Origin of the sequence: Rhizobium sp. AC27/96, assembly GCF_001692325.1 — a bacterium.
Classification (GTDB): domain Bacteria; phylum Pseudomonadota; class Alphaproteobacteria; order Rhizobiales; family Rhizobiaceae; genus Rhizobium.
Genome location: NZ_LXKN01000018.1, coordinates 792,782 through 808,766, shown reverse-complemented (window position 1 = coordinate 808,766; position 15,985 = coordinate 792,782). Strand labels below are relative to the sequence as shown.

The following is a 15,985-nucleotide window of genomic DNA, read 5'->3' as shown; positions in this document are numbered from 1 at the left end:
ATGGAGAAATGCGGACCGGCGCGATGGCATTGATCGATTAATGCACATATTTGGGAGGAGCCATATGTCTATCACCTCTGTGAACCTCGCCCCTAAGGCGGATTTTTCACCCGCGCCGCAGATTATCGCGCGCGGCGTAAACAAGATTTTCGGCAAGGAACCGGCCGCCGTCACGGCGTTGAAGGATATCGATCTTGAGATCAATGCCGGAGAATTCGTCTGCTTGCTCGGCCCTTCAGGCTGCGGAAAATCCACCCTGCTCAATGCGATCGCGGGCTTCTCGTTGCCGACGGCGGGCACGCTTGAAGTCTCCGGAAAGGCAGTCGCGGCACCCGGACCCGACCGCGGCATGGTGTTTCAGGAATATGCGCTCTTTCCGTGGATGACGGTCGAGCGCAACATTGCCTTCGGGCTGGAAATACGCGGCTTGCCGAAGCAGCAGATCACCGAAACCGTGGCCCAGCTTCTGGATCTGCTCGGCCTCAAGGAATTCCGGCAGCGTTTTCCTAAGGATCTCTCGGGCGGGATGCGGCAGCGCGTTGCCATCGCCCGTGTCTTGGCGCTCGACCCGCCGATCATGCTGATGGACGAGCCCTTCGGAGCACTCGATGCGCTCACAAGGCGCTCCTTGCAGGACGAGCTGCTGCGCATCTGGCAGGCCGTTGGCAAGACCATCGTCTTTGTTACCCACTCCATCGAGGAGGCGATCTATCTCGGGTCTCGTGTTGTCATTCTCACCTACCGGCCTGGAACGATCAAAAAGGATATCAGGATTGAACTTCCCTATCCCAGAGATACCAATTCGGTTGCCTTCAACGAGATAAAGCGGGAGTTGGCCCAGATCGTTCACGCCGAGCAGGACCGCTTCGCCCTGGATGAGCGCAAGGGTCTTACCCTGGATTGACGGATCGCGGCCTCATGTGGATGAGCAGGCCTTCGAATATCGCGACCGGGCCTCTCCTGTTATGATCGTGCGATCGGGGGATGGTTGGGGGACGGCTTTGCGATGGAAATATCCGATATTCGCGCTTGTGCTGGCGATTGTTTTCGTCGGCGCAGTCGGACTCATTCAGGATGTGACGCGCAGATACGGGTTGCGGGAAACGGCGGCACAGTCGCAGGAGCGGCTGAAGCTCATCTCGGCCACTCTTTCAACCCGTATCGAACGGTTCCGTTACCTGCCTGATGTCGTGGCGCGCTCCAGCGAAATCGAGGACCTTTTCCGGTCCGGCACGGCGGAAGGCAAGCGCGCCGAAATCAATCGCTTCCTCTCGCGCCTTGCAAATGCATCCGGCGTAGCGGCTCTCTATGTGACCGATACCAACGGAATGGCGATTGCCGCCAGCAACTACGATACGCCGGACAGCTTCGTCGGTCATGATTACAGCTATCGGCCTTACTTCCGCGATGCGATGGCAAACGGCAACGGCAGCTATTACGCAATCGGCACCACGACCGGTCAGCCGGGCTATTTTCTCTCCGTGCCGATCAGGGTTGATGATCGGGTTGTCGGGGTCTCCGTCGTCAAGATCGATCTTCTTCCCGTCGAGAAGCAATGGCGCGAGGCCGGCGAACAGGTGGCCATGGCCGACAGCGAGGGCATCATCTTCCTCTCGTCGCATCCGGACTGGCGTTACACGGCCACCGCTCCGATTGCCGCCGCCGCGTTGGCGCAGTTGAAGCAGGAGCGTCGCTATGGCGATGCGGCGCTTGCGCCGAGGATTCGCGTCGTTCAATCCGGCGGCTTCGATCTGGCAACCGTCGGGGAGGGAGATAATCCGGAGCAGCGCTTGCAGGTGAAGGTGCCGTTTGGCGAGAAGGGCTGGACGCTGATCTATCTTGCCGATCTGTCGGATATCAGGCGTCAGGACGAGATTGTTGCCGTCGCCGCGGTGCTTGCCGGTCTGCTGGTTCTGGCCGGTATTATCATTGCCGTTCAGAGACGACGCGGCCGACTGGCGGCAAGAAGTGCCTACGAACAGCTCGAATATCGTGTCTCGGAGCGGACCCAGGAATTGAAGCTCAGCCACGATATGCTGGAGCGTGAGATTGCCGAGCGCAAGGAAACCGAGCGGCAGTTAAACCTCACGCGCAGCAATCTCTCGCAGGCGGAAAAGCTTGCCCTGATCGGCCAGGCCTTTGCCGGGCTTGCCCATGAGATCAATCAGCCTCTTGCGGCTTTATCCACCTACATAGCGTCGACGCGGCTGCTGCTGAGGCGCAAGCAATATGCGCCGATCGACGAGAACATCGATACCATGAACGAAGTCGTCGGGCGCATTTCCGATCTCACCAGTCAGCTGAAGCGGCTCGCGCGCCGAGGCGACGACGATTTTACCGATGTCGATCTCGGCGCGGTCATAGAACGCACGCTGAAGCTGCTGAAGTTTCGCTTCTCCGATCTTGGCATCAAGGTGTCGCAGGAGATCGGACGAAACCTCAAGGTCAAGGGCAACGCGGCCCAGCTGGAGCAAGTCATCTTGAATCTTCTCACCAACGCCATCGATGCCGTAAGAAATGGCGAAGATCCGTCCATCCATCTCTGTGCTAAGGCAGAAGGCGGATGGTGCAGACTGACCATTGACGACAACGGCCCGGGGATCGGAGCAGACAAGGGGGCGCAATTGTTCGAACCTTTCTACACGACCAAGCTGCCCGGCGAAGGTTTGGGCCTTGGTCTGGCAACGGCACACCGTATTGCGAATGATCATGGAGGCACTCTCTCATTCGATCGATCGCCTTTGGGGGGAGCGAGGTTCATCCTGGAAATCACGCAGAACGGTGCCAAGGCTTCGACCATACGCGGAGGTGAAAAATGACGGAGGCTCTGCCGGCCATATTGCTGATCGAAGATGATCCGGCATTGCGGCGTTCGCTCGCCCAATGGCTTTTTCTGAACGAACTCTCCGTGGTCGAGGCGCCCGACGGTAGCGAGGCATTGCGAATCCTGCGCTCTAGGTCGGTCGATCTGGTGATTTCCGATGTGCGCATGCCGGGCATGTCCGGTCTCGATCTGCTCCCCATCCTCAAGAAGAATTGGCCGGATCTTCCCGTAATCATGCTGAGCGGACATGGCGACGTGCCCATGGCGGTCGCGGCCATCCAGGCCGGTGCATTCAATTTCCTCACCAAGCCTTATGTCCCGGAACAATTGATCGGCACGGTTCAAAATGCGCTGGAGCAAGCGGGGCTTCGCAAGCGCCTCCTGTCATTGGAGCAGGCCAATACGACAAGGGCAAAGCTGGAGCGCATGCTGCTCGGCACCGATCAGGCGACCACGCGCCTGAAGGCGGCTATCGAGCAGCTTGCTGGCTATCCCGTGGACGTGCTCATCAAGGGCGAAACCGGTGCGGGCAAGGAGGTTGTCGCACGGCTGCTGCATGATTGCAGTCCACGCCGCTTGGAGCCCTATGTCGCAATCAATTGTGCCGCGCTGCCGCTTGATATCGTCGAGAGCGAGCTTTTCGGCCACGAGACAGGAGCGTTTACGGGAGCATCAGGCACGCGCATCGGCAAGTTCGAATTCGCCAATGGCGGCACGATCTTCCTTGATGAGATCGAAAGCATGCCGCTTGGCATCCAGGCAAAGCTGCTGCGCGTCCTGCAGGAGCGCAAGATCACGCGTTTGGGCTCGAACAAGGAAATACCGATCGATGTCCGCGTGCTGTCGGCCACCAAGGAGGATTTACGTGATCGAGTCTCGCAGGGGCATTTTCGCGAAGATCTTTATTACCGGTTGGTAGCGGCGGAGATCGGCATTCCGCCTTTGCGAGATCGTGGCCATGATGCGGTGCTGCTCTTCGAGCATTTCACGCAGTCGATGACGCAGCGGCTTGACCGAGGTTTCCGGCCGCTGGCGCCGGAAGAGATGCGGTTCATCCTGGGCTATACCTGGCCCGGTAATGTGCGCCAACTCAAACTTCTGGCAGAGCGCCGTGCGCTTGGGCTCGACTGGCAACCAGAGGCCGGGGAGCGTGCGGTTGCGTCGGTGGATGGCGCATCTCTGTCTGAACTTGTCGATCAGTTCGAGCTCAAGGTCATTGAGCAGGCTCTGAATGCTGCTGACGGCAAGGTTAGCCTCGCCGCCGAGCGTTTGCAGGTGCCGCACAGAACATTCAATGAGAAGCTAAAGAGACTAAGCACGAAGCAGAAGGATTAGCTGTGCGCTTGTCGAGAGCTCCGCCTTGCGCTGCGGTTCTAAAATAGCTCGAGGAACTCTTCGGGATCGTCCTTGATGGCCTGCAGCGAAAGCTTGAGAAAGGTGCGGAAGTCCGACGCTACATAGCTGATCTCATCCGGGTCATGCGTGAAGGCGATGATCTGCCCGATCTTCCCTTTCTCGGTGGGGGTATAATCCTGGATCAACATGAGGGAGTTGCCGCCGAAGGCCGCAAACGGAAGCCATCCGCGCTGAAACCAGCCATCGCGGATGCGCGGGTCGCGGGGCGAGGGTTCGGAATATCCGACATACTGAGGGGATACGCGTTCCATACTGGCTCGCGCCTTTTGGGCGGAAGCCAGAGACAGAAAATCATATCCTGTCAGAAAGTCCGGCCTTAGAAAAACACGCACTTCATGTTCACTGCCGTCAGCTATGCGCCATGCCTCACGCAAGTCGGGATCCAGTGAGAAGCCAAGCCGCGCTTCTGCTTCGGCCAGCGCCGTCTCCGCATTGCCTTCGGCAAGATTGAGATGGGCGTCATGCTTGGAATAGACGTGCCGTAAAGCCTCGACATAGTCTGCAAAGATCATATCTGTCCTCGTGGTTGCGGCTCTCGTTTGTACGAGTCCATCAGCAGAAAGGAAATTGTTCAAGCCGTTCGGCGGCGTGTGGCTCTTGATCCCCGGCTATCACTAATATCCGCCTCTGCACATTGAGGGAAACACATGATTTCCGCCTGGCGCGTGTTTGGGATAAATATGGTTTTGCAAACCGCTTCTTTGCAAAGAGCGAAGTGACACCGTTCAAATTGTGATTGGGAGCATGAGCCTTTATCGACACGATGAGTTCACGCCTGGATGGGAGCCTGATCCCTGGGAAATGGCCGCCAGCGCCGCGGACGCTCAAAGGCGGGCATTTCACGAGCGTGCGATGATGCCGATCAAATGGCAGCCAGTCCCATGGAAACGCTTTCCTTCCGATGGCATTTTCGGCCACCAGAAGGATTGGTTCGTTTCAGCAGAGGTCGAGTTCATAGCCTCATCGGGCGGTGAGGATTTACTGCTGATCGAAAACGTCTGGTTTGGCTGGCCCGATCCGCCGCAGTGGGGTTTGGCATCCCGCCCCAGCGGCCGATCCGATCTAAAATGGGAACGATGGGGTAATTTTGCCGATCTACCGACAGCATGGCAGGTTCCCGATCATCCTCGGCGTTAGATCCGCGGGTATCAGTAAAGCAGGCGTGCTCGTATCGTGCCCGGAATTTTGCGAAGCGCGTCCAGTATCTCGTCCGCCGTCTGGCCGACGCCCTCTGCCTCGATGACCACGTAACCCGTTTCGCCGTAGGTCTGCAGGAATTCACCGACGATATTGAGCGAGCGGGACGAAAAGATCGTGTTCAGACTGTTCAGCATGCCGGGGCGATTTTCATGAACATGGATGAAACGCGTGCCGTTTGAGCGTGGCGGCAGCTGAACCTGGGGGAAGTTGACGGCGCCGAGGGTCGAGCCGATATCGGAATACTCCACGAGCTTCCGCGAGACTTCCCTCCCGATGCGCTCCTGGGCTTCCTCGGTCGACCCGCCGATATGCGGCGTCAGAATTACATTGCTCAAACCTTGCAGCGGTGTTTCGAAGCGCTCGTTGTTTGACGCCGGCTCCTTCGGGAACACGTCCACGGCCGCGCCCGCGAGATGACCTTCCTTCAAGACCTTCGCCAGCGCCGTCAGATCCACCACAGTCCCACGGGAATTGTTGATGAAGATGGCGCCCTTTTTCATTCGGCGAAATTCGGTCTCGGTTATCATGTTTTGCGTCGAGCTGGTCTCCGGAACGTGCATCGTCACGAAGTCCGAAATTTCGAGAAGTTCGCCGAGCGTCGCCATCGATTCGGAGTTGCCGTGGCGAAGCTTGTCCGAGGGATCGAAGTAGCGCACGTTCATGCCCATGCTTTCCGCAAGAACGCTGAGCTGCGAACCGATATTGCCGTAGCCCACGATGCCGAGGGTCTTTCCGCGCACTTCGCGGCTGCCTTCGGCGGATTTGTCCCAGCCGCCTTCATGAGCAGAAACCGAACGCGGGAAAATGCGCCTGGTCAGCACTATGATCTCACCGATTACCAGTTCGGCGACGGAGCGCGTGTTCGAATAGGGAGCATTGAATACGGGGATGCCGCGCCGGCGGGCCGCATCCAGATCGACCTGGTTTGTCCCGACGGAAAAGCAGCCCACCGCCATGAGCTTTCTGGCGGAGTTGAAAATTTCCTCCGTCAGCTGGGTGCGAGAGCGAATTCCGATAATGTGCGCCTCGGCGATGAGGCTTTTGAGATCCTTGTCATCAAGCGCCTTTGGCAAATGAGTGAGATTGACGTAACCGGACGAGGAAAAATAGTCCACGGCGCTCTGGCTGATGCCCTCGAGCAGAAGGACGGAAATCCGGTCGCGCGGAAGAGAAAGTTGAATGGTCATTGAATTGCTTTCGGGTCTCGAATTCGACAAGGCCAAGGTCGCCTGGGGGCGGTAGTGCTAGCAGACATTTCAAAACGTTTTGCGACCATCCGGCGGGCAGCGCAAGAGCAAACTCAAGTCCGATGGTAAACGCGCTCGCTGGGCATCGCCACCTTGATCATGGTCGCCCAACTGGTGGATTCGCCCTGGAATGGAATTGCGATCTCCCGATCGCATGGCTTCAACCTAGCTACTCTTGACTTGTATTTCATGGTCGGTAGAGCTGGATTCGAGGCTTCACGACCATAGAGTCGTCCAAGAAAGCTGGCTGAAGCCACCACTTTGCAGACCCCGCATTCTCTCCCGGAAAAGGTTGATGATGATGCCTCTGAAGATGCTGCAGCTTGCCTTCGTTCTATTGTGCCTGGCCGCCTCGAACGGATCGGAGGCCTTGGCACAGGATGCCATGCCCACGCTCTCGGGCAGCTTTGCCGACCTGTGTGCCGCCGACAGCGAGCATCCATCGAAGCTTTGGAAGATCAGCAGCAGGCTGGACCCTGCTCTATGGAGATCGCGTATCGTTTGCGATCTTTCTTCTCCTGCCAGGCCGATATTGCGTCTCACCGTGCATCCAGGGGACGCCCCCGACCAAAGTGTCGGCGACGCGCCAACCGAACGGGTAGAAATCCAGATCAGGAAGCAGGTCGTCAAATTCGACAGGCCGACCTGGTATCACTTTGCCTTTCGGCTGGAAGCTCCCTGGCGAGGGATCGGCAACCGCACCGTCATTCATCAGGTGAAGCAGAATATTCCGACCGAGGAGACAAAACCTCTCGGAATGTGCCAGGCGGCGAACCCGCTCTTCAAGATAGAGGCCATACCGACGGAGACGGGCGCGAACTTTGTCGCCAAGGTGAGGGGAAGCGCTGACTGCAATGCCGGTCAATCCAGGATAGTCTGCGGGCCGTGGCATCTGAATCTGGGTCAATGGAATGATGTGAACGTAATGCTCAAACCCAGCCTGACGGAGGGAGAAAGCGCCTTACAGGTCCATCTCAACGGCCGGGATTGCGACATCTCTTACACAGGGCGCCTTGGCTTTCTCGATCATGGCATGCGGGATCAGGACGGCCACCCCTTCATCGACACTCAACCACGCTTCGGGATCTATCGGGACACGCTGCCTGATGTGACGCAATCCATCGACTTCGCGGATATTCAGTTCTGGTCGACGGATCCTTCCAGTGATCCCGCCTGGTCAAAATCAACCGTATCGGCCAAGTGAGCATCACGGGCTGGTTTCGACATCTTGCGCGAAATCGGCGTGACCTTTCCGGATTGGCAGTCCCCGGCAGCGCCGGGGCGCTATCAAAGTACCACGACCTTGGTACCCACGCCGACCCGGCCATAGAGGTCCATCACATCAGGATTTGCCATGCGGATGCAGCCAGAGGATACGGCCTTGCCGATCGAGTTGGGTTCGTTGGTACCGTGGATGCGGTAGAGGGTCGAGCCGAGATAAAGCGCTCTTGCTCCAAGGGGGTTGTTGAGGCCGCCCTCCATATGGTCAGGTAGCTCCGGCCGGCGCGCGATCATTTCCTTGGGCGGCGTCCAGCTCGGCCACTCTGCCTTGCGGCTGATCGTCTCCGTGCCCTTCCATGCGAAACCCTGCTTGCCGACACCGATGCCGTATTTGACGGCGGTTCCATCGCCGAGCACAAGGTAGAGACGCTTTTCCTTGGTGGAGATCACGATCGTGCCGGGGTCGTAGCCGGAGAAGGGGACAACCTTGCGCGGAATGGGCGACTGCGCCAGGCTTGCACGCCTGTCATCCTTGAGACCGGAATTGAGCTGGGGAGAGGCCGCGCCCGAACCGATCGAGCCACGCCGCTGTGGACGGGGCGGCGGCGGGAAATCGCCGTCTTCGTCGTCATAGTAGCCGTAGCCATCACCCCGGTAATAATAGTCATCGTTCAAACGCGGATCATCGCGATAGCGCGGCGGCGGCGCCTGACGCAGATAGCGGGGAGGTGCATAGCCATAATCCGGCTCGTCGCCATAGTCAGGCAAATATCTCCATTCTTGGGCATGTACCGAGACGCTTGTCATCAGTACGGCCAGAACGGGCAAAAGAACCAATTTAACAGTCTTCATGTCACAACCAACTTCCCGAAGAACGCACGGGTCTGCGCCCCGCCTTGGCAGGGTATGTGCCGCCGACAATTCCGGAAACGGCAGGCGTAATTGTGGCAATATCGCTTTGAAGCTGAGATTTTCCGGCCTTCTGAGTATTTGGCTTTTCGTTGCTTGATCGGGCGAACGCCAAAATGACGGGAAGTGTCAGATCGAGACGGTCAATGGCAGGAAGGCGGGCTTGCCGCCTTCCCCCATGTTTACTGACGCTTTTTGCGCCATGGTGCAGTCTTCTGCCAGTCGCCGGCCATGATGCTTCCGTAGGGGATCACCTCATCGATCACTTCGGCCAAGCCATAATGCTCGATCTGTGCCCGCACGTTTGCAGCGTTCTTGTAGGCGCTCGGCAGTTCCGACACATCCGCGAAACCGGAGAAGAAGCGCGCGTCCAGGCCGCTTGTTTCCTTCTCCAGAATAGCCGCGATGTTGTTTGGGCTCAGGCCTCGCGAATCCGCGCCATACTCAGCAGACAACTGCCTCATATGCGCGCTGCGCGAAAAGTTGCGGCCGGCGCCATGCGGCGAGAAGCCGAGACCATGGGCAGCGTTCGACCCGCGTACGATCAGGATCGGCTCCGCCATGTTGAGCGGAATGATGGTCAGATCGGTCGCGTCGTCCGCCCAGTTGTCGAAGGCAGGCGTCGCACCCTTTCCGTGGTAGAACAGCCCGTCCGACTTGCGGAAGACGAAGTTATGTTCGTTCCAGAAGCGGTCTGCGACCTTGGCCGACAGCCTTTCCGCCGCCATGTCGTGCAGCGCATAGTGGTTTTCCTTCGTCCACTGGCGGATCGTCTGCAGCGCCGACCAGTAGAAGTCACCTTCCTCCGTATCCGCCGGAATCCAAGCATTCTCCCTGTGCGTCTCGGGCGAGATGCGCTCGCGAAACCGGTTGGCGACCTTCATACCCTTGTCGTAGAGCCGGGCACCCGGTGCTCGCGATCCGTGATGGGTCACAAGCGCGGTTTCACCGGTCGACTTCATCGTTCCGACATAGGCGAAATGATTGCCGTCGCCCTGGGTTGCGAAATGCTCGATCCCGACGCTCAGCGCACCGTCGCGCAGGTATGGGTTCTGCTGGAAGGCTGAAAGCGTAGCGTCTGAAGGCTTCAGCTGCGCGCCGCGCGGACGGCCGCCAGGGCCGAAATGCGTCACCGCATGCACGGCATCCAGCAGCGACTTCGGATCCACGCCCGGAAAAATCGAGATCGCCATGGAGCAGCAGATGTCGGCCGAATGCATACCCGGATGGATTGCTTCGGATGCGACCACGCCGCCGACCGGGATCGTTCCGACCGGGCCAGCCGGGCAAGCATCCGGCATGATCGCCGCGGCCCGAACGACCGGCGTGCGCACGAGCGCGCGCATCGTCGCATTCACCTTTTCGACATTGTCCTGCTCGAAGGCGTTTTCAGCACGGATGTTGGAATAGATCTCGATGTCGTTGTCCGCCTTCAAGGCCAGAGTTGGCCCCGGCTCAAATGCCTTTGCCGCTTCCAGCGCATCCGTCACGGAGCCCCCCTTGCTCAAGACCGCGTTGGCCGCGTCAAGGGCCGGGCGAAACCACTTCCCCTGGCTCATGCCGGCATCGATCAAATCCTGTCCGCTCATTACCGTTGTCATTGTCTTTTCTGCGTCCGCAGTCCTTCTTGTTCAGTTGCTTTTCTTCACACCGCCTGGGCGACAAGCGTTGCCGGAGATCTATCTCACCGCACGCATTCCACGAATGGCGCTATGCGGCCCCTGTAGTCACCGGCGGCATTCGCCCAGGCTCGTCTTCATCATCCCGGCGACGACATTTGGCAGGACAGTTTACTGAGCTACGCGCTCCCTGGGGAACGCGGGATGATTTGAACATCCGACCTGCCCACCGAAATCCGGCGGGCCGCTCTATCCCTGTAGTCCTGCCGGCATTCGCCGGGCATTTCCTTTATTTCAGCCCCGACAACAAATTTGGCAGGACAGTATTATCTGAGCTACGCATTCCCTGGGGAACACGGGATGACTTGAACATCCGACCTGCCTGCCGAAAATCCGGCAAGCCGCTCTACCTGTAGTCCTGCCGGCATTTGCCGGGATAGTTCGTTCCTACCGGGTAGGAACTTGCAGCGGCGACGAGGATGGACGAAACCGGATGGCCCCGCTCGTGCCAGAGAGCGTATGCCCAGGAGGAGTCGAACCTGCCAGACCATCCAACTTTGGAGGCTGTAGTTCCGTCCGGCATTCGCCGCTTTTCAGCCATGGCGACAAGTGACCAAAGAAACTTCCGCTACCAAGGAGACATTCAGTCCCTTGCAGGGTTCGAACCTGCCGCGGCCATGTAGTTCCTTTTGCATTCGCCATTCATTTCAGCCATAGCGACAATTGTCCGGGAAACAGCTTGCTCTACCAACTGAGCTACAGGACCAGGCCCTGGCGAGACTCGAACTCGCGACACAGATGTAGTTCCCCATGCATTCGCCATGTCATTCCATTCGTCCGTGACGACGAGGTGTGGTGAAACGTCCTGCTCTATCCGCTGAGCTACGGGTCCATGAACTGGAGGACCCGACGGGATTCGAACCCGCGACCTGGAGGGTAATAGCCTGTAGTTTCATCCGGCATTCGTCACGGCCCCCCGCACCGTTCACGGCGGCGCGGGGGTAGTGCTTCTTGTGAGCTCGTCAGAGCTCGATCGCCTCGATGGCTTTCACCCAGCCATCCGAGCCGTTGGTGTCGGCTGCGAAAGCCGCGATCACTCCATAGACGGCGTCCGAGAACCCGCCGATGTTGAGCACGTCTTCCCGCGTCGTCGCCTGTGTGGTGGCGTGGGGCTGGACATCGAGGCAAACCAGCTTTGCAGCCGGATTATTCCCCTTGATCCTCGCCCATTCCGTCATCACAGCGGTCGGCTGGCCACTCTTGCGTGCGTCCACCCAGGATTCGTTATCCGAGATGAACACCACGAGATCAACCTTCGCCTTCTCGTTTGCGAGCCTCTTCAATGGTGCGGAGCAATTCGTTCCGCCGCCGCCGATTTTCGCCAGCTTGTCGGCATTGGTCATCACCGAATCCCGCTTGTTGAGACTGACGTGCACGACGTCATTCTCGAACGGCAGGACCCGTGCCTTCGGGTTGCGCTGCAGGAATGCCGCGGTCATGAGACCGGCAACATCGATGCAACGGACCGAGGACGTCGCGCCCTTCCGGTGACCGGTCACGGGCGAGCCCATGGAACCCGATACGTCGGGGCAAAGCACAACATTGCCCGTCAGCGACGGCACGTTGGCAATGGCGATATCCATCGCATCCTGAAGCGCATCCCGCACGACATCCGGAACCTGGCCGTCGACCATCTTCCACGCCATCATCAACTGATAGGGGAAGACCTTCGCCTTGCGGATTTCCTCCAGATCGGCAAGCCGCGCCGCCAATGCCTCGGCGAAACCCCTGACCTCGAACACGCCGTTGCGTGCAAAGGTGTTGAGGTTCTGCCGCACCATCTGCCAGCCGCCCTTGCGGGCGATCTCGACCCAATGCGCCCGCGTCAGCGGCAGCGAGGTCAGCATCTGGAACGGCACGTCCGGCACCGGGCACGTCTGGTCGCGCCGAAACGCTTCCAGTGCCTTGACGAGTTCCGGCAGCGCCGCGTAGTCGTGCGGCTTGCCGATCGCCCAGGCATAGAGCGCCTTGCGCTCTTCCGTCGCCGGCTTCGGATGCACCATGCGGATCACGTCGGCAAGCGAAGGGTCGTTTCCGACCATCGCACGCAGGATCTGCTCGGTGCTCGCCCGTTCGAGCCACGCCTGCACGACCTTCTTCGGGCGCGTACCAAGTGACTTTCGACCGGTGGCCCCAGAGCGCATGACCTGCACGAAGCCGCGCAGCATCTTGCCGCTCTTCACCACCCGAGGAAATGCACGGGCGAAGGCATCGCTCTGAAGGCTGGAAAGCATGGCGAGCAGCGTCACCGGCATGTCCTTCATGTGGCCCTTTTCAGCGGCATAGATAGCGACCTTGGCGAGAAATTCCGGCTCGACCTGAAGGGCGAGCGTCTTTACCGCGTCGAGTTGCTCGGCTCCATCCGCATAGAAGGTGCCGTTGAACGTGCCGGTCACAGCGTATTGAGCCAGCGCTTCGTGCGGCGTCAGCCGATAGGCCGGCGCAGCTTCATGATTTTTTGTGTCCGTTCCCGGAAGTAGTTTTCCGAGGTAGGTTTTGAAGATTGCCTTGTTGACCATGACAGCACCTCTTGTTTCTTTCGTGCCAGATACATTTCAAGACGCGTGCCAGTTTGAGGAGAGGAGCGAGAGATCTGCGAAAATTTCTTTTATCATATTGTTTTAACATGAGAAATTTTTATGCGTTCTCGAACGTGAGTACGGTTTGCTAAAAATCCAATCCCGATTATATTATCTTATCCTATAGAGTTTTATAATTTTGGATAAGCCATGAAGCGTCGCGTCGCCATCAGCATATTGGGAACCGTCCTGGATGCGGGGAAATGGGAAAACCGCTGGAGCCGCTGGCGACCCACTGTTGCGCTTTGCCAGCAACCGGGCCTGTTCATCGATCGGCTTGAGTTAATCCACGACGATCGCTCGCAACCCCTTTGCAATCGTATCGTCGGCGATATCGGTGCGGTGGCGCCGGCGACGGAGGTGCGCAGCAACGTCATCAATTTTAGGGATCCCTGGGATTTTTCGGAGGTCTATACGAACCTCCGGGACTTTGCCCGCAACTACAGCTTCGACCCGGAAACGGAAGACTATCTCGTCAACATCACCACCGGCACCCATGTGGCGCAGATCTGCTGGTTTCTGCTGACCGAAGCCCGCATCATCCCCGGCAGGATTCTGCAGCTTTCGCCGCCTCGCGACCGCGAGCCGGAACAGAACTTCGCCGGCACGCATCGGATCATCGACCTCGACCTGTCACGTTATGACGAGATCGCCAAGCGCTTCGCCTCGGAGCGCGAAGATGCCGCGTCCTTCCTGAAATCGGGGATTTCGACCCGGAACGCCGCCTTCAACAGAATGATCGACGAAATCGAAAGGGTGGTGATCCGCTCGACGGCGCCCGTTCTGCTGACGGGACCGACCGGCGCCGGCAAGTCGCAGCTCGCACGCAGGATCTATGAGCTGAAAAAAAGCCAGCGCAAGATCAGTGGCCCGTTCATCGAGGTCAACTGTGCGACCTTGCGCGGCGACCAGGCCATGTCCACCCTGTTCGGCCATGTGAAGGGAGCGTTTACCGGCTCTGCCGGCGAACGCGCCGGCTTGCTCAAGGCCGCCGACAAGGGTGTGCTGTTCCTTGACGAAATTGGCGAGCTTGGTCTTGACGAGCAGGCCATGTGCCTGCGTGCCATCGAAGAAAAGAGGTTCCTCCCCGTTGGTGCCGACCGGGAAACGTCAGCAGATTTTCAGCTGCTTGCCGGCACCAATCGCGATCTCGGTGACGATGTCCGCAAGGGCAGATTTCGCGAAGATCTCTATGCCCGGCTCAATCTATGGACTTTCCAGCTACCGGCCTTGCGCGAGCGCAAGGAGGACATAGAACCCAATCTCGACTTCGAACTCAGGCGCTATCTGGAACGCGAAGGCGAGAACATCACCTTCAACAGGGAAGCGCGAGAACGCTATCTTGCCTTCGCAACCGGCCCGCAGGCCGTCTGGAGCGCCAACTTCCGTGACCTGTCAGCCTCGGTCACGCGTATGGCGACGCTTGCGCCGCACGGGCGCATCACGACCGACGTCGTTGATGATGAAATCCGACGGCTCAACGCGTTTTGGCGCAGTTCGAGCGATGGCGGCGGGCCGGATCTAATCATTGAAGACGTGTTGGGCGCGGAAGCTGCCGCACGCCTCGATCACTTTGACGCAGCGCAGCTTGCCACCGTTCTTCATGCCTGCCGCGAACATGCGACAGCGAGCGCTGCCGGCAGAGCCTTGTTCGCGGTCTCGCGATTGGAGAAGAAGAGCAGCAATGATGCGGATCGCTTGACCAAATATCTTGCCCGTTTCGAGCTCCGTTTCGAAGATGTCAGGAAAAAGGGCCAGCCGGCTGGCTGAGAAGCATCCATGGCTCGCTCGACCCGAGCGAGCTTACTGGGTTGCTCCTTCAGCCTTGTCCTCTCTCAGACTAACACCGCTCTGCGCATCGAAAAGATGCAGTCGCGATTCCAGGAGTGAGAAGCTGACCTGATCTCCCGGTTTTGCACGGCTCGAAGCCTTGACGAGGGCTCCTATCTCGATATCGCCGTGGGTGAAGGTAATCAGCGCGTCATTGCCGTGAAATTCGATCAGGTTTGCGGTTCCGGACAAAACATTCACATCGGCCCCGTTCGAGACGAGAAGATCGGCAGGCCGGATGCCGAGGGTTGCCTTCTGGCCGTGTTGCAGACGGAAGCCGTGGCCTTCGATCCCGAAATTGATGCCGTCTCCAACGAGAAGCCAGCCGTCCTCCACCTGATGAAGGGTGACGTTGAGGAAGTTCATGTTCGGCGTGCCGATGAACCCGGCAACGAAGAGGGTGCGGGGCTTTTCATAGATCTCGGCGGGCGTGCCGACCTGCTCGATTGCGCCGGCCCGCATCAGCACGATCCTGTCGGCCAGCGTCATGGCTTCGAGTTGATCATGCGTGACATAGACAGTTGTTGTCTGGAGCTTCTGATGAAGCCTCGCAATCTCCACGCGCATGTGATGTCTGAGCTTGGCGTCGAGATTGGAGAGCGGCTCGTCGAAGAGGAAGACCTTCGGTGTCTTTATCATGGCGCGCGCGATCGCCACACGCTGCTGCTGTCCGCCGGACAGTTCCGCCGGCTTGCGTGTGAGATAGGGCTCCAGGCCGAGGGTTGCCGAGACGGCTTTGATGCGCTCGTCGATCTGGTCCTTCGGCACCTTCATCCGCTTGAGGCCGAAGGCGATGTTGTCGTAGATGGTCATGTGGGGGTAAAGCGCATAGTTCTGAAAGACCATCGCCACTCCCCTGTCGCGCGGCTCGAGGTCGTTGACCGCTTTGCCGCCGATGGACACCGTGCCACCGGAGATGTCCTCAAGCCCGGCAATCATCCGCAGCAAGGTGGATTTTCCGCATCCGGACGGGCCTAGGAAGACGATGAATTCGCGATCCGAGACGTCGAGATTGAAGTTCTTGATGACGTTGATGGCGCCATAGCTCTTGTCGATATTGGCACAGACGATATTCGACAT

The 15,985-nt window shown here is 58.8% G+C and carries 12 protein-coding genes; 6 read left to right on the top strand and 6 right to left on the bottom strand.

Features of this window, described 5'->3' with window-relative positions; translation table 11 throughout:
• Positions 1 to 64: 64 nt before the first annotated feature.
• The 3 genes from A6U86_RS17380 to A6U86_RS17370 all read left to right on the top strand — a co-directional run bounded on the left by A6U86_RS17380 (position 65) and on the right by A6U86_RS17370 (position 4,159).
• Positions 65 to 904, top strand: a complete 840-nt coding sequence (locus A6U86_RS17380; RefSeq protein ID WP_068393597.1) for an ABC transporter ATP-binding protein — start codon at positions 65 to 67, stop codon at positions 902 to 904.
• 97 nt (positions 905 to 1,001) lie between these two features.
• A complete protein-coding gene (locus tag A6U86_RS17375; RefSeq protein WP_068394069.1) occupies positions 1,002 to 2,819 on the top strand; it encodes an ATP-binding protein in 1,818 nt (605 codons plus the stop codon).
• Positions 2,816 to 4,159 (top strand): sigma-54 dependent transcriptional regulator, encoded by a 1,344-nt coding sequence (locus A6U86_RS17370; RefSeq protein ID WP_068393594.1) that lies wholly within the window; start codon positions 2,816 to 2,818, stop codon positions 4,157 to 4,159. The genes A6U86_RS17375 and A6U86_RS17370 overlap by 4 nt, the downstream gene beginning before the upstream one ends.
• 38 nt (positions 4,160 to 4,197) lie before the next feature.
• Here the strand turns inward: A6U86_RS17370 and A6U86_RS17365 are convergent, their stop codons facing one another.
• The gene (locus tag A6U86_RS17365) at positions 4,198 to 4,752 is read right to left on the bottom strand and encodes an SMI1/KNR4 family protein (RefSeq protein WP_068393592.1); all 555 of its coding nucleotides are present in this window, start codon (positions 4,750 to 4,752) and stop codon (positions 4,198 to 4,200) included.
• Between the two features lie 340 nt (positions 4,753 to 5,092).
• On the opposite strand from A6U86_RS17365, the gene A6U86_RS17360 reads away from it, so the two are divergent.
• Positions 5,093 to 5,377: a hypothetical protein gene (locus A6U86_RS17360; RefSeq protein WP_141683725.1), complete on the top strand. Its 285-nt coding sequence runs from the start codon at positions 5,093 to 5,095 to the stop codon at positions 5,375 to 5,377.
• Positions 5,378 to 5,388: 11 nt separating this feature from the next.
• On the opposite strand, the gene serA is transcribed toward A6U86_RS17360, so the two are convergent.
• On the bottom strand, positions 5,389 to 6,627 hold the full coding sequence (gene serA, locus A6U86_RS17355) for a phosphoglycerate dehydrogenase (RefSeq protein ID WP_068393588.1): 1,239 nt from the start codon (positions 6,625 to 6,627) through the stop codon (positions 5,389 to 5,391).
• 373 nt (positions 6,628 to 7,000) lie between these two features.
• Between serA and A6U86_RS17350 the strand changes: the two genes are divergently transcribed.
• On the top strand, positions 7,001 to 7,891 hold the full coding sequence (locus A6U86_RS17350; protein WP_158008761.1) for a heparin lyase I family protein: 891 nt from the start codon (positions 7,001 to 7,003) through the stop codon (positions 7,889 to 7,891).
• 83 nt (positions 7,892 to 7,974) lie between these two features.
• On the opposite strand, the gene A6U86_RS35875 is transcribed toward A6U86_RS17350, so the two are convergent.
• The 3 genes from A6U86_RS35875 to A6U86_RS17335 all read right to left on the bottom strand — a co-directional run bounded on the left by A6U86_RS35875 (position 7,975) and on the right by A6U86_RS17335 (position 13,015).
• Positions 7,975 to 8,760 carry a L,D-transpeptidase gene (locus A6U86_RS35875; RefSeq protein WP_068393585.1) on the bottom strand — a complete coding sequence of 262 codons (786 nt, stop codon included), beginning with the start codon at positions 8,758 to 8,760 and terminating at the stop codon, positions 7,975 to 7,977.
• 239 nt (positions 8,761 to 8,999) lie between these two features.
• Positions 9,000 to 10,406, bottom strand: coding sequence for an RtcB family protein (locus A6U86_RS17340; protein ID WP_068393583.1), 1,407 nt, complete (start codon positions 10,404 to 10,406; stop codon positions 9,000 to 9,002).
• 1,052 nt (positions 10,407 to 11,458) lie between these two features.
• The gene (locus A6U86_RS17335; RefSeq protein ID WP_068393581.1) at positions 11,459 to 13,015 is read right to left on the bottom strand and encodes an RNA-binding protein; all 1,557 of its coding nucleotides are present in this window, start codon (positions 13,013 to 13,015) and stop codon (positions 11,459 to 11,461) included.
• 210 nt (positions 13,016 to 13,225) lie between these two features.
• On the opposite strand from A6U86_RS17335, the gene rtcR reads away from it, so the two are divergent.
• Positions 13,226 to 14,845, top strand: coding sequence for an RNA repair transcriptional activator RtcR (gene rtcR, locus A6U86_RS17330; protein WP_068393579.1), 1,620 nt, complete (start codon positions 13,226 to 13,228; stop codon positions 14,843 to 14,845).
• A 33-nt stretch (positions 14,846 to 14,878) separates the two neighbouring features.
• Here the strand turns inward: rtcR and A6U86_RS17325 are convergent, their stop codons facing one another.
• The gene (locus A6U86_RS17325) at positions 14,879 to 15,985 is read right to left on the bottom strand and encodes an ABC transporter ATP-binding protein (protein ID WP_068393577.1); all 1,107 of its coding nucleotides are present in this window, start codon (positions 15,983 to 15,985) and stop codon (positions 14,879 to 14,881) included.

Excerpts from the sequence above, each read along its gene's own strand:
- A6U86_RS17365 (WP_068393592.1), bottom strand. The coding sequence starts at position 4,752 with ATGATCTTTGCAGACTATGTCGAGGCTTTACGGCACGTCTATTCCAAG.
- A6U86_RS35875 (WP_068393585.1), bottom strand. The coding sequence starts at position 8,760 with ATGAAGACTGTTAAATTGGTTCTTTTGCCCGTTCTGGCCGTACTGATG.
- serA (WP_068393588.1), bottom strand. The coding sequence starts at position 6,627 with ATGACCATTCAACTTTCTCTTCCGCGCGACCGGATTTCCGTCCTTCTG.
- A6U86_RS17325 (WP_068393577.1), bottom strand. The coding sequence starts at position 15,985 with ATGTCGAATATCGTCTGTGCCAATATCGACAAGAGCTATGGCGCCATC.
- rtcR (WP_068393579.1), top strand. The coding sequence starts at position 13,226 with ATGAAGCGTCGCGTCGCCATCAGCATATTGGGAACCGTCCTGGATGCG.
- A6U86_RS17350 (WP_158008761.1), top strand. The coding sequence starts at position 7,001 with ATGCTGCAGCTTGCCTTCGTTCTATTGTGCCTGGCCGCCTCGAACGGA.
- A6U86_RS17380 (WP_068393597.1), top strand. The coding sequence starts at position 65 with ATGTCTATCACCTCTGTGAACCTCGCCCCTAAGGCGGATTTTTCACCC.
- A6U86_RS17370 (WP_068393594.1), top strand. The coding sequence starts at position 2,816 with ATGACGGAGGCTCTGCCGGCCATATTGCTGATCGAAGATGATCCGGCA.
- A6U86_RS17340 (WP_068393583.1), bottom strand. The coding sequence starts at position 10,406 with ATGAGCGGACAGGATTTGATCGATGCCGGCATGAGCCAGGGGAAGTGG.
- A6U86_RS17335 (WP_068393581.1), bottom strand. The coding sequence starts at position 13,015 with ATGGTCAACAAGGCAATCTTCAAAACCTACCTCGGAAAACTACTTCCG.
- A6U86_RS17360 (WP_141683725.1), top strand. The coding sequence starts at position 5,093 with ATGATGCCGATCAAATGGCAGCCAGTCCCATGGAAACGCTTTCCTTCC.